General features: G+C 38.1%; 15 protein-coding genes. 7 read left to right on the top strand and 8 right to left on the bottom strand.

The window, feature by feature from the left end; all coding sequences use genetic code 11:
- Positions 1–192: 192 nt before the first annotated feature.
- Positions 193–1,968, bottom strand: a complete 1,776-nt coding sequence (locus tag RMY32_RS05550) for an SWIM zinc finger domain-containing protein (protein ID WP_322713177.1) — start codon at positions 1,966–1,968, stop codon at positions 193–195.
- 428 nt (positions 1,969–2,396) lie between these two features.
- Between RMY32_RS05550 and lpdA the strand changes: the two genes are divergently transcribed.
- The 4 genes from lpdA to RMY32_RS05530 all read left to right on the top strand — a co-directional run bounded on the left by lpdA (position 2,397) and on the right by RMY32_RS05530 (position 6,097).
- The gene (lpdA, locus tag RMY32_RS05545; RefSeq protein WP_322713120.1) at positions 2,397–3,821 is read left to right on the top strand and encodes a dihydrolipoyl dehydrogenase; all 1,425 of its coding nucleotides are present in this window, start codon (positions 2,397–2,399) and stop codon (positions 3,819–3,821) included.
- 104 nt (positions 3,822–3,925) lie between these two features.
- Positions 3,926–4,816 carry an indole-3-glycerol phosphate synthase TrpC gene (gene trpC / locus RMY32_RS05540; RefSeq protein WP_322713119.1) on the top strand — a complete coding sequence of 297 codons (891 nt, stop codon included), beginning with the start codon at positions 3,926–3,928 and terminating at the stop codon, positions 4,814–4,816.
- Between the two features lie 243 nt (positions 4,817–5,059).
- Entirely contained in the window at positions 5,060–5,311 is a 252-nt protein-coding gene (locus RMY32_RS05535; RefSeq protein ID WP_069072137.1) for a DUF5340 domain-containing protein, read from the top strand.
- A gap of 117 nt (positions 5,312–5,428) precedes the next feature.
- Positions 5,429–6,097: a carbonic anhydrase gene (locus RMY32_RS05530; protein ID WP_322713118.1), complete on the top strand. Its 669-nt coding sequence runs from the start codon at positions 5,429–5,431 to the stop codon at positions 6,095–6,097.
- Positions 6,098–6,512: 415 nt separating this feature from the next.
- On the opposite strand, the gene RMY32_RS05525 is transcribed toward RMY32_RS05530, so the two are convergent.
- The 7 genes from RMY32_RS05525 to RMY32_RS05495 form a co-directional block, all read right to left on the bottom strand.
- Entirely contained in the window at positions 6,513–6,671 is a 159-nt protein-coding gene (locus tag RMY32_RS05525) for a YqaE/Pmp3 family membrane protein (RefSeq protein WP_322672109.1), read from the bottom strand.
- 141 nt (positions 6,672–6,812) lie between these two features.
- A complete protein-coding gene (locus RMY32_RS05520; RefSeq protein ID WP_322713117.1) occupies positions 6,813–7,160 on the bottom strand; it encodes a translation initiation factor in 348 nt (115 codons plus the stop codon).
- A 214-nt stretch (positions 7,161–7,374) separates the two neighbouring features.
- Complete coding sequence (locus tag RMY32_RS05515) at positions 7,375–7,869, bottom strand: ureidoglycolate lyase (protein WP_322713116.1); 495 nt, start codon at positions 7,867–7,869, stop codon at positions 7,375–7,377.
- Between the two features lie 115 nt (positions 7,870–7,984).
- Positions 7,985–9,004, bottom strand: a complete 1,020-nt coding sequence (locus RMY32_RS05510) for an RpoD/SigA family RNA polymerase sigma factor (protein ID WP_322713114.1) — start codon at positions 9,002–9,004, stop codon at positions 7,985–7,987.
- Between the two features lie 971 nt (positions 9,005–9,975).
- Positions 9,976–10,122: a hypothetical protein gene (locus RMY32_RS05505; protein WP_322713113.1), complete on the bottom strand. Its 147-nt coding sequence runs from the start codon at positions 10,120–10,122 to the stop codon at positions 9,976–9,978.
- 267 nt (positions 10,123–10,389) lie between these two features.
- The gene (locus RMY32_RS05500; protein WP_409882316.1) at positions 10,390–10,746 is read right to left on the bottom strand and encodes a riboflavin-specific deaminase; all 357 of its coding nucleotides are present in this window, start codon (positions 10,744–10,746) and stop codon (positions 10,390–10,392) included.
- 94 nt (positions 10,747–10,840) lie between these two features.
- Positions 10,841–11,218: a hypothetical protein gene (locus tag RMY32_RS05495; protein ID WP_322713110.1), complete on the bottom strand. Its 378-nt coding sequence runs from the start codon at positions 11,216–11,218 to the stop codon at positions 10,841–10,843.
- A 1,101-nt stretch (positions 11,219–12,319) separates the two neighbouring features.
- Between RMY32_RS05495 and RMY32_RS05490 the strand changes: the two genes are divergently transcribed.
- The 3 genes from RMY32_RS05490 (at position 12,320) to RMY32_RS05480 (ending at position 16,991) form a co-directional block, all read left to right on the top strand.
- Complete coding sequence (locus tag RMY32_RS05490; protein WP_322713109.1) at positions 12,320–14,527, top strand: polysaccharide biosynthesis tyrosine autokinase; 2,208 nt, start codon at positions 12,320–12,322, stop codon at positions 14,525–14,527.
- 70 nt (positions 14,528–14,597) lie between these two features.
- Positions 14,598–15,551: a glycosyltransferase family 2 protein gene (locus tag RMY32_RS05485; protein ID WP_322713108.1), complete on the top strand. Its 954-nt coding sequence runs from the start codon at positions 14,598–14,600 to the stop codon at positions 15,549–15,551.
- A 117-nt stretch (positions 15,552–15,668) separates the two neighbouring features.
- Positions 15,669–16,991, top strand: a complete 1,323-nt coding sequence (locus RMY32_RS05480; RefSeq protein WP_322713106.1) for a flippase — start codon at positions 15,669–15,671, stop codon at positions 16,989–16,991.
- Positions 16,992–16,996 lie beyond the last annotated feature (5 nt).

Here is a 16,996-nt window from a genome sequence, read left to right as displayed (position 1 = left end):
GAAGCTGCCGTCGGCAGCTTCTTCCCATTCTCTTTATTAATGAGACAAGGGTGAGCCTTGCTCACCCTTGTCTCCCCCTAACTATACGATTATCATTCTTACAACTCATGTCTCAAGTATGAAGTATATCTTGTCCTAAGTGCTTCTGAAGTATTTCGTGACCGTTTGGCTAAATTATCGTTCAAATCACATTCACTCCATACCACTTTCCTTAAACATTCCCATCAATTTACGTTTACGAGCGTGAGTTTGCATCAAGTTTTCTCGATAGCTTAACCAGTCAGCTTTCTTCCCAGATTTCAGGTAGGCATTACGCGCCTTTTTCAACCATTCAACCGCGTAATAATAGTATTCGGCTTTACCTGCATCCATAATCTTTTCGGCACGGCGACGAGCATTAGCAATTACCCAACCAGGATTATGAAAAATAGCAGCATCCATGACTCGGTGAATTAACTCTGAACGATCGGAACTTAGTTCATTAGCGATCGCAATTGCATCATCAATTAGCCCCTCATGCAAGAATATATCCACCTTGGTTGATTCTGTTCCCCAACCATTACAAGTACGGATAATTCTCAGCAGGTCTGTTTTGACACTTCCCCAGTTTTCCCCAGCCAATTCTGCCATTTTTTGGTAGTCTACCAAGGAGGGCTTCACTTGAAAAGCCGCCTTGATTGCTAATAAAGCAGCTTTACTATTACCCAACTCAATAGCTAAATCACTTGTCCAAATTCCCAATTCGTACTGACAATTACCCGATAAATTTAATCCACTCTCGGCTATATTTAGTGCTTGGTGTAATGCCCCCTGAACGTTAAGTGTTTTCGCTAAGGCAAAGGCTTCTTCCATTGAGTTCATCTGGGTTTGAGCAGCATCAATTGCTTCTTCCACCCTGCCTAAACGCCCCAACATTGTCAGATATTGCTGGGTTTGCCCTTCGGCTTCTGCTAAATACAGGTATTCTTGATAACGTTCTTGACGTTCGAGAATTTTCAGGCGAATTAATGCCAAATCATCAGCATAATCTGGTACGTCTTCTTCCCAAGCTCCCCTTTCAGTAATGTTACCTTGGAGAACTTGTACCAGTGGTGGATAATCCCAACCTTGGCGTAAAGCCTCCATAACTAGACCAAAATCAGCATTCCACTCATCTTGCCAAGCTTCTAAATTTATTTGAATATCAACTTTTTCTTCTGGAGTAAGTTCGGTGCTGAGAATTGCTTCACACCAAGCATTATTTAATTCTGCGACAACTTCATCATTTTCAGCGCCATATTCGGCAACATCATCCCAATTTTCCGCACAGGTAGAAGTAATCGCCTCCAAAATCGCGATCGCATTTTCACCTTCTCCCCGTTCGCTAAAATCAACCGCAGTTTGCACTACACTCAGCAAATCTTCGCCAATTGGGTCATCTTCGTATCCCTCCTCAAAGTAGCGCACGGTATCCTTGAGAATCTGCCGTACTTGCCGCCGAAACGGAGCCGGATCGAGAGTATTGCGGCGTACAAATTTTAGGGTTGTTTGGTTGTCAGCAGGATTCGTCATCCAACTTACATGACGGTCAATCGCCTCAATTAGGGGGGGGTATTCTGCTACCAACTCTTGCAGCAGCCTTTGAGTTTCAATATAATTCAGGCGATTTAGTAGTTCCTCAAGGGTGGGGCGCTGCTCAATATTTTCTGAGTTACGGGCACAAACGAGCATCGTGGCGACAATGTGTTTGCACCACCCTTCATAGTCGTAGGCACAGGTGCATTTTACTGAGGTTAACCCACTGCTATCGAAATTCAGGTTGACATGATAAGGTCTAGCTTCGGTGCCTACAACATCTGCCTGAAGCTGATGACCACGTTGGATAACGGCATTAACAGCACCAGCGTTATAATATGCCTCGCCTCGCTGGAAAGATTTGGCGTTGGCATGACGGCGGATAGTAAATTCACTAATTTGGGGAATAGACATCGAGCGATCGCCTGCGTAAATCTTCTGGATCAATCCTAAGTCCAGCTTAGTGTTACGCTAACGCGCTGTAAAGAAAAAGGTATGGAGATTCTGAATGAGACTGCAATTTCTATTCATTAACTAGCTCAGAACTGGAAAGAAGTTTCATTGTCCTGCAAATACTCACTTAATTTCTTGTCGCTTTTCTGGGAAAACCAACCCATATAATGAAAATATCCATATTTTCGCCAGAAGTGAGTGAATCATAATTTGAGTTAGCAATACCCAAACCTGAAATCAGTGAACAGTCAACAGTAAACAGTCAGGGTAATGTAAGGTAAGGGATTTAGAGTTCAGCGATAAAACTGATAACTGATAACTGTTAAAAGGGTTGCGCTGATTGTCGGTCAAGTTGAGAATAAATAGGCGAAGCAGACGGGGAAACTAACGTGAGTCAAGGATATGATTACGATTTAGTAATTATCGGCGCTGGTGTAGGCGGACATGGCGCAGCCTTACACGCCGTAAGTTGTGGTTTGAAAACAGCAATTATTGAAGCTGCTGATATGGGAGGAACCTGTGTTAATCGGGGTTGTATTCCTTCTAAAGCGCTGCTGGCAGCATCTGGACGTGTGCGGGAGTTACGCAATGCCCACCACCTCAAGTCACTGGGAATTCAAATTGGTAGCGTAGAATTCGATCGCCAAGCGATCGCCGATCATGCTACCAATCTTGTCTCGAAACTTCAAGGCGACTTAACCAACAGCCTCAAACGTCTAGGGGTCGATATCATCAGAGGTTGGGGAAAAATCGCTGGGGCGCAAAAAGTCTCTATTACTGGAGACGGCGGTGAAAAAACCATTACAGCCAAAGACATTATCCTTTCGCCAGGTTCAATTCCTTTTGTGCCTCCAGGGATTGAAGTAGACGGTAAAACTGTCTTTACCAGCGACCAAGGTGTGAAATTGGAATCGCTACCAGAGTGGGTAGCAATTATTGGTAGTGGTTACATCGGCTTAGAATTTTCTGATATTTACTCAGCTTTGGGTTGTGAAATCACTTTGATTGAAGCCCTAGATCAGTTAATGCCAGGATTTGACCGCGATATTGCCAAACTTGCCGAACGGGTGCTAATTACTCCCCGCGATATTGAAACAAAAGTCGGGATATACGCCAAAAAAGTCATCCCCGGTTCACCTGTGGTAATTGAGTTAGCAGATTTCAAAACCAAGGAAGATATAGATGTCATCGAAGTAGATGCTTGCTTGGTGGCTACGGGACGCATCCCAGCGACCAAAAATCTTGGTTTAGAGTCTGTGGGTGTGGAACTCGATCGGCGGAATTTTATTCCAGTAGACGATCGCATGGCAGTACTATCAGCAGGCGAAGTCGTACCGCATTTGTGGGCAATTGGCGATGCTAATGGAAAAATGATGTTAGCACATGCGGCTTCTGCTCAAGGCATCATCGCCGTAGAAAATATAGTCGGGAGGGAAAGAATAGTAGACTATCGCAGCATCCCCGCAGCGGCCTTTACCCACCCAGAGGTCAGCTATGTAGGCTTAACTGAAACAGCAGCTAAGGAGTTAGGACAAGCTGAGGGGTTTGAAATTGCCACCAGTCGGAGTTACTTCAAAGGAAATTCCAAAGCGTTGGCAGAAAATGAAGCTGACGGTATTGCCAAGGTGATATATCGCAAAGACACCGGAGAAGTCTTGGGCGTCCACATTTTCGGACTACACGCCTCAGACTTAATTCATGAAGCCTCAGCTGCGATCGCCAACCGTCAATCTGTCCAAAGTCTCGCACATCTAGTTCACGCCCACCCGACACTCTCGGAAGTCCTAGACGAAGCCTATAAACGAGCCATTTAGTCATTTGTCCTCTGTCATTTGTCCTTTGTCAAAAAACAAGGACAAATGACCAATGACCAATGACCAATGACTAATGACTAATGACCAATGACTAATGACTAATTATGCAAATCCGTCGCCGTTCACCTAACCCAGCTATTTCCGTGTCCATATTACGTTATCAGGCTGCCGTACCTGATGCAGCGCCAAACAATATTTTGGAAGAAATTGTCTGGCATAAAGAAGTAGAAGTTGACCAAATGCGTGAAAGGCTGCCTTTACGGGAATTACAACATCAAGCACTCTCTGCGCCACCAACCCGTGATTTTGTTGCCGCTTTGCGTCAAGGTAAGACAAAGCCAGCATTGATTGCCGAAGTTAAAAAAGCTTCACCGAGTAAAGGCGTTTTACGAGCAGATTTTGACCCAGTAGCGATCGCCCTATCTTATCAGCAAGGAGGTGCTAGTTGTCTTTCTGTGCTGACGGATGTCAAGTTCTTTCAAGGTAGTTTTGACAATTTAGCCAAAGTCCGGGCTGCCGTAGATTTGCCCCTACTGTGTAAAGAGTTCGTCATCTATCCTTACCAGATGTACTTAGCACGGGTTCAGGGTGCAGATGCTATTTTGTTGATTGCAGCTATCCTGAGCGATCAAGATTTGCAATACTTCCTGAAAATTGCTAACAACCTGAAAATGGCAGTTTTGATTGAAGTCCATAGTTTGGCAGAACTTGACCGGGTGTTAGCCTTAGATGGAGTCTCCCTGATCGGAATCAATAATCGCAATTTGGAAGATTTCTCTGTCGATCTGCAAACTACTTGCCAACTTTTGGCTGCAAGAGGTAGACAATTGCAAGAGAAAAATATCCTTGTTGTCAGCGAGTCAGGACTACACAACCCAGAAGATTTGAGTTTAGTGCTGACAGCAGGTGCATCTGCTGTACTCATTGGAGAATCTTTGGTAAAACAAGCAGATCCCGGCGCTGCGATCGCTCGTATATTACCGAAGAATTTTTGAAATAAACACCCCATCTGCGCTAAAAGGCGCAGGGCAACTGCACATAATAGTTGAGCAATTGGGCATACTATGCGTATATACGCAGCACTTTGCTATCAAATATCATCAATATCTTTGCCAAATCTTCATTGCTAATCAAACCAAAGCCATAAGCAACTAGTTATTTATTATGTAACAATTTATTAACAAGAAATAAACTGTGATTAATACAAAATCCCAAATATGAAATCAAAAGTTAACTTCATGGAGCAAATTCCTCTACCTTCGCCTATTCACTACGAACTTATACTTCAACTCTTAGAAAGACAAACTATGTTAGCAGTCAATGATAATCCAGATTTACGACATCAGGTGAATCAGCTAATTATTACTCTCCGTAAAGCTGCTGTACAGCAAAAGCGACTAGAAGAAATTTGCGAGTTTTCCTCTGTAACTATCGATCACCGTTGGTCAATCAATCATCATAACGATAGCAAAGTTGTTGCCCCCGATTGAAAAAGATTGTCATCTTTATCAGATTTTAGTTCAGAGAAAGTTCATCTTGATTTAGACAAAACTGTAGATCGGTTAAAATAAAATATTGATGAGATTCTCTCTCGAATTTGACGAAAGATGAAATACAACAGCATTGATGAACTCCTCAGAAATAATCAAGCTTGGGTTGCCGAAAAGCTAGCTATAGATCCAACTTACTTTCAAGAATTATCTAACGGGCAAACACCACCTTTTCTATACATTGGGTGTTCTGATAGTCGTCTGGCATTAACAAAGTTTACCCGTACTGAACCAGGAGAGTTATTTGTACATCGTAATATTGCCAATCAAGTTTCTCTAACGGATATAAACTTTTTAGCCGTTTTAGAATACGCAATTTTACACCTGAAAGTGGAACACATTATTGTTTGTGGTCACTATGATTGCGGAGGAATTAAGGCAGCTTTAGAAGGGAGAACTATTGGAATTCTTGATAACTGGGTAAATCCAATTCGGGAACTGTATTTAGAGAAACAAGAAGAAATTGATACTTTGCCAACAAGAGAAGAACGTCTAAATCGCTTGGCAGAAATCAATGTTGTGGCACAAGTGAAAAATCTTTACCAAACTTCCATCATGCGTCAGGTACTCTATGAGCGAAAAGCACCTATGATTCACGGCTGGGTACTAGATATACGCACTGGGTTAATCAAAGATTTAAACGTTTCAACTGTGCAATGGCAATTGCACATCTGCCCCTTGCTTCTAGAGTTTAGACTCTATGCCATGTTAAAAAATAAGAGTTAATTCGGTATTTTCAGCCAAACCAAAGCGTGCATTATAAAGTTGATAAATAGTGTTTTTACAACTCTTATTTAAATATTGAGTTTGATTGGCAGTGTTTACCTATATTTAAAAAATAAAATATTATTGTGAGAGTTTTTTGTTTATTAAAGTAATGTCAAGATCGGGTGATTACTGATAATAAAATATAGTAATGTAAGTTGGATTAAATGCCAGTGAAACGGAACATGAACAAACATCAAATATTGAGTTTTCTTTCTCAAGAGAACCTACAAACATTAGAAGTATTAAGCAAACCTGATATTACGAATACAGAACAGTTAATTTCCTAATATTATTTGTAGAGGCAATTCATGAATTGCCTCTATCAGAATTAGTAACACCGAGATGGATACGCTTAACTTATTCCGACAAAAAATTATTTCTTCGCAATTATCCACACTGCATGAATAATTCCAGGAATGTAACCAAAAAGCGTCAAAAGTATATTAATCCAAAAGTCTATACCAAAACCTACTTGTAAAAAAACTCCCAAAGGCGGCACGAAAATGGCACACAGAATCCGAACTAAATCCATTTAAACCTCCTGTTTATCTCAGAAAAGACAGCTTGTTGGCAAACTGATTCACCACTATTCAAGCATATTTGTACCTCTCAAAGATAACATTCCCTCTCTTAATCTAGATTGCGGTTTAGATACGGTAAACCGCACTCAAGATTAGCCACCGCTAATTTTGGCTTTGTAACCTAGCTTGGTCAAAATATCAAGAATTTTCTGTTTGTGTTCGCCCTGAATTTCAATTTCGTTGTCTTTAAGTGTCCCACCTGTCCCACACTGAGTTTTCAACTGCTTCGCCAAATCTGCTAAGGTTTCTGGTTTGGCTTGAAAACCGCTAACCACTGTGACGGTTTTGCCTTTGCGTCCTTTGCGGGAAGCTTGTACTTTCAGGTTTTGTTGTTGTGGGGGTAGTTCTGGAATTGGTCTTTCTATGGCGGCGGAGTTGTCGTTGCCAAATTCACGGTAGACAAAGCTTTTGTCAGAAGATTGAGAATTGGAAGAAGACATAAAATGAATGTTTAAGAAAAATTTCAAAAGCAGTGGAAAGTTCTACGCAACTATTCTACTGGGATACAATTACTAGGCTAAAATTACACATCCATACATCATAACCAAACTGACGTAATACTTGAATTAATCTTTCCTTTAGTAGAAAGTAGATTGAAATGGTTAAACTGATTCAAGAAAATGGCTTGTATATATCAATTCAACCTAATTTTACTTAAACCATCTCAAACTCTAATTGATGACTCTTGAGAAAATCATGGGTGAAATGATCCACCATATTTGTATTAGCTAGTTCCAAATTATAAAAATCCACAGCTTCATGGTCAACATGGGGACCAGCGTGCCAAGTACCCTCATGTAGCTTGATAAAACAATTTCCCGGAATGCGGAAAGCAGCAATATCTTCTAATGCTGGTTCATTCACATCATTATGAGGAGGACAAACTGCAATTAACCAATCCTTCCCTTCCAAAGAACCCAGACATTGAGTGCATTGCACATGGCGAGTAATTTTGTGAAACTTTCGTCCTATTCTCTCCAACCGCATAAGATAAAATCGTGGAATCCCGTTTTGCAGGTTTAACTGGGCATCTTCCCCGTCGTAAGTTTTCCCATCAAGACTTGCAAAAATAACCTGTCCATAAGGCCGAAAGTTTTCAGGAGTCACCCATTGCACTTGCAACTGTTGCACTGTCTTTGATGTGCTCATATCAAATCATTAAGAGAGATTATCTAAGTTTATTTTCGCCCATAATGACTGAATTTTACACAGTTATGATGGTGACTTCCTGAGTTTAAATGCCCTAAATTATGAAAAAATAACCTTAGCTAGCTAGATAACTACGTACTTGTTCTTTTTGGCGCCGGAGAAGACTAAGAGCTTTTTGTTCTATCTGACGCACCCGTTCTCGACTAATACCCATGCGATCGCCAATTTGTGCTAAAGAAAGTTCATACCCATCCGTTAGACCAAAGCGCAGGGTTAATATTTCTCGCTGCTGTGGAGACAGCTTTGCCAATAAGTCTTGTAAGTCTTGGTGAAGAGATTCTTCAACGGCATAATCTTCAGGAGAAGGGCCATCATCCTCCAGTATGTCTTGCAATTCTGTATCTTGTTGTTCGCCAACTCTCGCCTCTAGAGAGAAGGGTTGACGAGCTAAGTACAAACACTCTCGAACTTGGCTAGGGGTCAAAGATAAGGCAGTGGCAATTTCACCAGTAGTAGGAACGCGACCTAACTGTTGAGATAATTCTCGCTGCACCCGTTTAATTTTGTTCAGTTTCTCAAAGACGTGGATCGGTAAACGAATTGTACGTCCTTGTTGAGCGATCGCCCGTGTAATTCCTTGACGAATCCACCAGTAAGCATAAGTAGAAAACTTATAACCAAGAGCGGGATCAAATTTATCTACCCCTCGCTCTAAACCTAAAGTACCTTCTTGAATTAAATCCATAAATTCCAGGTTGCGGTGCTGGTATTTCTTTGCCACAGCTACCACTAACCGGAGATTAGCCTGAATCATTTTCTGCTTGGCCTGGTGTCCTAAATTTAGCTGTTGCTCTAGCACCTCCACAGTTAACTCCATCCGATTTGCCCATTCTTGTAGCGTGGGTTCGTGGTTTAATTTGACAGCCAATTCATCCTTAGCAGCTAATAAATTCATCATCAGCTGCACTTGTTGGGCAAAAATAACCTCTTGTTCGCGAGTCAACAAATCTACACGTCCGATCTCTTGCAGATAACTACGCACAATATCATCTGTAGATCGAGGCTTTTTATCTGCGGTTAAACTTTTTTTCTTCGTTTTTTGAACTTCGGTATGTGGAGATGTTAAGTTGCTCATGGTTATTTGCTCCTCTGTAACCTTATCAATTTATTGGTATCAAGTCTAGATATTCAGACCCACAGCCATTTCACACTGCTAATCATAGATATCTTGCAAAAGTACTTAACATCCCATCATTTAATTTCCTTCCCGCTTTTGGGTAAGGTAGACAAAGCTACGCTTTGCGAGGTGGGTTTATTAGTTTGCAATTTATGCAAAAGGTCTAATCAATTTGCAACACTGATGAATTCTGGCCTATGATACATTACAAGTTAATTCTTGGAGATAATAAACCCAAAATCAACCTACCCTTTAATAATAACATCATCATCTGTCACAAATCAATTACCTAAAGTATCATTAGCATATACTTTAAAGGAATTACATTCCTTTATTATTTATTTTTGCATTTTTTAAATCCAATTAACAATTAAATTTAGTCTAGTTATCCAATGTGTTTACTGGAAAAGTAAAAAATACTGAACCACGATTCCATTATCTAAAAGATAAATTATTAATAGCGACTCTGAAAAATTGCAACAAGTTCATTTTTTCAAGTGTTTATAATCTAATTATTAATAAATTTAACTCATTAAATAAAAACTCATTAAATAAAAAATATCCATTTTTTACCTCATTTTTTTGTAATACAATCTAAGCATATTAAGCCAAGTACATAGTGGGTGATCGTTAAACATGAAAGAAAGAACTTCTCCTGCTTCCTCTCTTTAATAACCGCTTTCTTTGAGAATCTGGTCAAATACTTTAGTAATGAGGCATCTACTGAAATTAATTATGCGATATCCAGAACGCTTGCACAGACGTAGCACTGCTATATGTGTACATTCATTCTTACTCATATCTCTTTCCTGAGATTTAGGACGCTCGAGAAGACGCAGATATCTGTGACAATTGCATTTGTGTCAGAATTTAACGCAGAAATCTGCATTGGATGCGGTATAATCAACTCGATTACTCCTAGATAAATTTTATGGACTAAAAGTACTAACAGTGGTAAGACTAACATCCAGGATGATACTTGGCAAGACAGCAACACCCGCGATCGCTCTAACTAATATTCTCTTGAAACGAAAAGATTTTTGTGTAAGGGCATCTAGTTGATTGTTGTGCAGCATAGCTTAAACAACAACATTTCCACTTTTTGGAGAATTCGGAAATAGTCTAAAACTCCTAATGAAGGAATATCTCACAGCTTTCTCGCTTACTAGTTTTAACTTTTAGTTGCACAAAAGCACAGTTATGTATTTACATAGATGGTTGGCTTATTGCAAAGATTTTGGGGAAAATGGTACTATATTTAAGTTTTAATCTAACTCTTCAACTATGACTTTAGTAGATATTGGTTAAGAAAAGCATTCACCTCATTGGCGCATAACCCAATATTAACTATTTTTCTTGCAATTCTTGAGAATGTCTAGTCCTTTACCATTATTGCGGTGGTCTGGATCGAGTATAGATACATATATTTCATGTATCCGACAATATTTAGCGATCGCTAAAGCACATGCAGGTGTGTGTCCATGAAAAGAACAAGGTTCAAGAGTTACATACATTTTAAACAAGTTGAAAGCTTTGCCTTGAATCTGTTTAAGTGCGTCAGCTTCAGCATAGTGTTTTTCTGGTGCTTGCGTGTATCCTTGAGCTACGATCTCCTGATCGTATACGATTGCACAGCCTACTGGTGGGTTCGGCAAACATTCCGGCAAAGCTTTTCTGCTTTGAGCTAAAGCAGCCAGCATAAATATTTCATCCATATTTGAGCGTAAATTATCTAGATAAATCGATAAATCACACTAGCGAAAATTAGCTATTTATTGTTAAAAAGTTCCTATATCAAAATTTAGTAACTGTCACACTAATACCAGAATCCAGTTTCGGAACCTTGAGATACTCAATTGGTTCAGTACTTTGAGTCTTGGTTGGTTCCTGACATTGCTTAAAAAAAGCGCTTGGGTTATTGATGAACTCAAGCGGGTTAATTTTTTGGCATTCTCGCTCCTGCATTAGCGAAATTGATTCAGTAGTTTGTTTTGAATTATTAGTCTGTCCGCTCAAATTACTCCATGTAGTATTAATCGTAGCTGGTTCTGTCAATAAAACTCCAGCCCGATCGCCTATTTTTATGGGAACATTCTCTTGATTAGCATAGGCACTTTGACTGAGAGTGAGTGCGCTAATCACAATGGCTAAGATAATAGAAGAGGATTTCATAATTCAACCTCTCAACATTTAATGTCAGTTTAATAATTACAATTGCCTAGATATAAAAACCAAGAAATAGCAGGCTAGCTTGAGTACCTTAGATTAACACAGGTGATAATAAATATAGGGAAACTTCATTAAAAATATAGTGAAATCTAGTAGAATCTGACGGAAGTTTGCCTACCTTGAACAAGTTGCTTGAGCTATTTGTCTGCTTAATTGAGATAGTAGCTGGATTTTTGCTGTTTTGGATTAGTCTGATATAAATTAATTTCTCGATTTAGTCACGCTGTTATTTGATGCTCGTTTGCTGGACTGCGTTAAATATAAGCTGGAGCCAATTTACCTAGTAATCGTATATAGTTCATTTATGTTACAAAATTGAATGTATTTTTACATAAAGGCAAATTAAACTGATTGCGAGTCTTTATAGGTTCAATACCTAAATTATGCAATTTTATGATTGCTAGTACCGTATTATTACCAAAATTGACTATTATTTAGACCAAAAATAAATTGTTAATTAAAGTTTTGAAGTAGCTTCTGTAAAGATTCATCCAGTCTTTCTAGGTATCTATTTTCACTGTCTAAAGCCTATCTTTGAAATGCTTCCATTGCTTATAGACTGACACAATTGTTCTATTCCTTACCCTGAACGAATTAACTCCTCTTGTTTTTTAAAAATCAGCAGACTGAGAATGAATATATTAGTATATTGTATAAATTTTTTGTAAAGTTATAAAAATCAATGTTTTTACATAATATGATAGTGATTGTTAGCTTACTAATCAATACTTGCATTAGTAAGTAGTAGCATAAAACGAATTTAACTAAAATTAAGTAAGATCCAAAAATGGAAAGCGACTAAATCAAAGATAAAATTGTGATTTATCCTGTTTTTGCTCTCATTATAGTATCAATCTAAGTTAAAATTACAGCTTACATAACTATTAATTAACTTTAGATATTGAAAAACCTCACAATAAGTTATTAGCTACGAATTAACGCAAATATTAATATTGCGGAATAGACTTTATTAGCACTGTAGTCACAATTTTGAGAACAATCTGCTGTAAGTAAATAGTCTTTTTATAAAAGTTTACATATATTATGACGATGGAATCTTTACCAAATTTTGAAGAAGTAAATATTCAGAAATACTTAGAAGTTCTTCAACGGCGTTGGCTACCTCTAGTTGGAATTTTCGCCATATCTGTTAGCCTTGGATGCTTGTATGCATTTTCACTAAAACCTTCATACAAGGCAGAAGGAAGTTTGATGATTAAAACAAATCGCTCTTCCTCACTCACAGGCTTGCCGGATGACATAGGACGCCTAGAAGCTTTGAATGTGAACGACAATCCCCTGGAAACTCAGGTGAGAGTTATTGGATCGAATCCAGTAATTGAGAAAACGATTAATTCCCTCAACCTTAAAGATAGTCAAGGTAAACTGCTTTCGATTCCAGATTTGGCAAAACAACTGAAAATAGAAGGAATTAAAGGCACTGATGTTGTACAACTTTCTTATAAAGGTGGCGATCCAGAACTAGCTGCCAAAATCGTTAATGAAGTTATTGACAGTTATATCGATCTAAATATCAAGGCTAATCAGAATGAAGCGCGGACAGCCAAACAGGTTCTTGTAACGGAAGTACCTAAAGCTGAGGAAGTTGTCAGAAGAGCCGAATCAAAACTGCGGCTATTTAAAGAAACGAATAAAGTTGTTGTTCTAGAACAAGAAGCAGCCGCAGCAGTCGATACCATTTCTAAGTTAGGAAACCAAATTTCTCAAGCTTTAGCTCAACTAGATGATGTAAAGGGTCGTCTAGAACAGTTAAGCAGTGAAGCTCAGATAGATTCACGGCAAGGTGTAATCGAATCTGAATTGAGTCAAGCACCTGGAGTTCAGAAAGTGCTAGCCCAACTTCAAGAAACAGAAAGCCAACTTGCACTAGAGCGTACCCGTTTTTCACCTGAACACCCTACAATTACTAACTTAGAAGAAAAAGTCTTAGCTCTTAAGAACTTGTTGAAAGAGCGGACAGGACAAGTAGCTGGTGGAGCACAGATAACACAGGGAAGTTTACAGGTTGGACAACTGCGGCAAAACCTAATTGCAGATATTACTCGTGCTCAGGCAGAACGTGTTGGTCTGGAGAGACAAATTGCCACACTCAAACAACAGCAAAATGCCTATATCAAACGAGCAAATAATTTGCCCAGGCTAGAACAAAGTCAACGAGAGCTAGAACGGAAACTGCAAGCAGCTCAAACGACTTACGAAACACTCTTAAAGAAACGCCAAGAGATTGATATTGCACAGAATCAAAAGATTCCTAATGCTCGTGTTATTTCCTATGCTTTAACCCCTGATAAAGCAGAAGGGCCTCGGAAAATGCTGTTTATTATTGGTGGAGCAGGAGTTGGTTTTTTCTTAGGTATCATTGTCGCCTTTACTTTAGATTTGATAGACCGCTCGGTGAAGACCGTCAAAGAAGCCAAAGAAGTCTTGAGATACAGTGTTTTGGGAGTGATTCCTACACAAGGTAGAAATGGTAAAGATCATTCTTCTATACCAGGACTTGATAGACCTATTCCCAAAATTATTGGCAGAGATATTCCTTACTTCCCTGTTGGCAATGCATATCAAATACTACAAGTGAATTTGAAGTTCCTCTGTTCTGATAAACCGCTCAAAAGCATTGTAATTACAAGTTCCGTTGCCAAAGAAGGAAAGTCTGACGTATCTGCAAATTTGGCTGTGACTATGGCTCAGGCGGGGCGTAGGGTGTTGTTGGTGGATGCAGATATGCGTCATCCCATACAGCATCATATCTGGGGGCTAACAAATACAATGGGATTAAGTAATGTAATAATTAATCAAGCTTCTTTAGATACAGTTGTTCAGGAAGTCATGCCTAATCTGGAAGTTCTTACTTCTGGAGTTTTGCCTCCCAATCCAGTGGCAATGCTAGATTCTCAACGTATGGCAACATTAATTAGTAACTTTGGGAGAGATTACGATCTTGTAATTTTTGATACTCCTCCCTTGTCAGGAATAGCAGATGCTGCTGTTTTAAGCACTTTGACTGACGGTATCTTATTAGTCGTTCGTCCTGGAGTGGTTGACTTGAACAGTGCAAATGCAGCTAAAGAGTTTTTAACTCAGTCAGGTCAGAAGGTATTAGGAATAGTTATCAATGGTGTGAATACTAAAAATGAACCTAATAATTATTTTTATGACACTAAAAAACGACAAATTGAACAAGATTTAGTATTTTCTAGCAGCTTAACTAAATTTCGCAAAGAGCGTTAAGTTTTTTTAAGAATTGTGAAAGCTATCATCACTACAACTATCTAAACCTAATTTTGTGACTGTAGGAATAATGGATAAAACTAAAATCAAAACTTCTTGTTTAATTAATAATTACAATTATGCTGAATTCTTATCTGACGCAATTGATAGCGCTTTAAATCAAACAGTCAAATTTGATGAGATTATCATTGTTGATGATGCATCTACAGATAGTTCTGTGGAAATTATCAATAAATTTACTCAAGCAGTTAATGTTCAATCTATTTTTAAAGAACAAAATCAAGGACAACTATCATCTTTTAATGAAGGTTTTTTAGCTGCTACTGGTGATATTATATTTTTTTTAGATGCTGATGATATTTATGAACCTCAGTATTTAGAAAACGCCCTAAATTTTTACAATAGACGCAGTGAATGTGATTTTTTATTTTGTGCGTATAAAAAATTTGGAGCAGTAGAAGGCATATTTCAAGACGGTGAAGTTGATTTAGATTTGGGTTATTCAGTAATTAGAACTTTATATAATGGTGAATGGATTGGTTCTATAACTTCAACATTATCAATACGTAAAGAAATAGTCAAAAAATTTTTACCTATTCCAAATTTGGAAGATTGGCGTGTTAGGGCTGATGACTGTTTGGTATGGGGAGCTTCTTTGGTGGGGGCTAAAAAGTTTTATATGTCTAAACCTTTAGTAAAGTATAGAATACACGCTCATAATAAATATCATAATAAGAACTTTTTAGATGCAGACAAAAACTATGAATACAAAAGATTCTGGAAACGTAATTCTCTCTTTAATTACATCTTGCAAAAAAACAATTTTAACTCTCCCTTATTTTTAGCTTTTACATCTATTAATGAATTACAAACAATACCATGCCCCAAATATCAAGATTTTGTTACTTATTTGAAAATAATATTTTTATTTGAATATAGTTTGTATTGGAAAATCAAGGGCATTATTTTTCTATTCATTTATTTTTTGAAAGTTTTCATTAGTGGTAAATTCAAAATATTGTAAGCGTTTAATAAGATAAATTGCTGAACAAATCCACTTTAATTAGTTTTTAAAATTGAATATTTGCACGATTAAGATTGATAAATACAAATAATTTCAGATGATTAGTTCATAAAAATAATGTTAAGTAAATTAAAAATCAAAAACTTATCGAAATTTCAATCTCGTTCTGGTCTGCGTGCAATTATTGCTAATACAGGTTGGTTATTTGCTGATCGCATTCTACGTATGGGTGCAAGCTTGGTTGTAGGAGTATGGGTAGCACGTTATTTAGGAGTACAACAGTATGGCCTATTTAACTATGCTTTAGCTTTTGTTGCCTTATTCAGCCCAATTTTTACTCTCGGACTAGATGACGTAGTAGTTCGCCACCTTGTTCGTCAATCATCAAACAAAGAGGAAATTTTAGGAACTACTTTTTGGCTAAAATTTTTGGGTGGAATTGCTTCTGTTTTATCGGCAGTTAGCACAATGTTTTTCTTGGGTGAGCATGAAACATTAAAGATATGGCTAGTGGTAATTTTAGGAATAGCAGGAGTTTTTAGGGCATCTGATACTATTGAACTGTGGTTTCAATCACAGGTACAGTCAAAATACACTGTAATTGCTAAAAACACAGCATTTATACTAAATACTCTTATCAAAATCGCACTAATTTTAACAAAAGCACCGTTGCTAGCTTTTGCTTTGGTGACATTAGCAGAATTTGCAATGAGTGCTATTGGCTTACTGATTGTTTACCAAGTCAAAGGGTCTTCATTATGGTTATGGCGTTGGAGTGTTGCAACTGCTAAAACTCTTTTAAAAGAGAGTTTACCTCTAATGTTTTCGGGGTTCGCCATCATGATTTTTATGAGAATAGATCAGGTGATGTTAGGTCAAATGATCGGAGATAGTGAGGTCGGAGTTTATTCTGCTGCTGTGCGTATTTCTGAAATTTGGTATTTTATTCCAGGGGCTATTGTTTCTTCTGTTGCTCCGGCAATTTATGCAGCAAAAGAAAAATCAGAAAGTCTTTACTATCAGCGAATAGGACAATTATTCAGTCTAATGACATGTATATCTTTAGCAATTGCTCTTCCAATGTCCTTTTTATCTGACAAGATAATTATAGTGATGTTTGGAAGTGGATATGCAGATGCAGGAGCAATATTAGCAGTTCATGTTTGGACTTCTTTGTTTGTATTTATGGGTCTTGCAACATCACCTTGGTTCATTGCTGAAGGTTTGAACCACGTTTCTTTAGGTAAAACTTTATTTGGAGCAATACTAAACATTATTCTCAATTTATTACTTATTCCCAAATATGCAGGGCTTGGAGCTGCGATCGCAACAATAATATCTCAAGCTGCTGCTGCTTTTATATGCAACGCATTTGATTCAAGAACACAAAAACTATTTAAACTTCAGGTGCGATCGCTTATTCATTTTTACAAATATTGATTGTT

The sequence above is a fragment of the Nostoc sp. ChiSLP03a genome (genome assembly GCF_034531215.2).
Lineage (GTDB): Bacteria > Cyanobacteriota > Cyanobacteriia > Cyanobacteriales > Nostocaceae > Nostoc.
The sequence above is the reverse complement of the archived record's forward strand: the minus strand, read 5'-3'. Positions and strand labels throughout refer to the sequence as shown.

Coding starts and splice junctions, on each gene's coding strand:
- RMY32_RS05550 (WP_322713177.1), bottom strand. CDS start 1,968: ATGTCTATTCCCCAAATTAGTGAATTTACTATCCGCCGTCATGCCAAC.
- trpC (WP_322713119.1), top strand. CDS start 3,926: ATGCAAATCCGTCGCCGTTCACCTAACCCAGCTATTTCCGTGTCCATA.
- RMY32_RS05535 (WP_069072137.1), top strand. CDS start 5,060: ATGGAGCAAATTCCTCTACCTTCGCCTATTCACTACGAACTTATACTT.
- RMY32_RS05530 (WP_322713118.1), top strand. CDS start 5,429: ATGAAATACAACAGCATTGATGAACTCCTCAGAAATAATCAAGCTTGG.
- RMY32_RS05525 (WP_322672109.1), bottom strand. CDS start 6,671: ATGGATTTAGTTCGGATTCTGTGTGCCATTTTCGTGCCGCCTTTGGGA.
- RMY32_RS05520 (WP_322713117.1), bottom strand. CDS start 7,160: ATGTCTTCTTCCAATTCTCAATCTTCTGACAAAAGCTTTGTCTACCGT.
- RMY32_RS05515 (WP_322713116.1), bottom strand. CDS start 7,869: ATGAGCACATCAAAGACAGTGCAACAGTTGCAAGTGCAATGGGTGACT.
- RMY32_RS05510 (WP_322713114.1), bottom strand. CDS start 9,004: ATGAGCAACTTAACATCTCCACATACCGAAGTTCAAAAAACGAAGAAA.
- RMY32_RS05505 (WP_322713113.1), bottom strand. CDS start 10,122: ATGCTGCACAACAATCAACTAGATGCCCTTACACAAAAATCTTTTCGT.
- RMY32_RS05500 (WP_409882316.1), bottom strand. CDS start 10,746: ATGCTGGCTGCTTTAGCTCAAAGCAGAAAAGCTTTGCCGGAATGTTTG.
- RMY32_RS05495 (WP_322713110.1), bottom strand. CDS start 11,218: ATGAAATCCTCTTCTATTATCTTAGCCATTGTGATTAGCGCACTCACT.
- RMY32_RS05490 (WP_322713109.1), top strand. CDS start 12,320: ATGACGATGGAATCTTTACCAAATTTTGAAGAAGTAAATATTCAGAAA.
- RMY32_RS05485 (WP_322713108.1), top strand. CDS start 14,598: ATGGATAAAACTAAAATCAAAACTTCTTGTTTAATTAATAATTACAAT.
- RMY32_RS05480 (WP_322713106.1), top strand. CDS start 15,669: ATGTTAAGTAAATTAAAAATCAAAAACTTATCGAAATTTCAATCTCGT.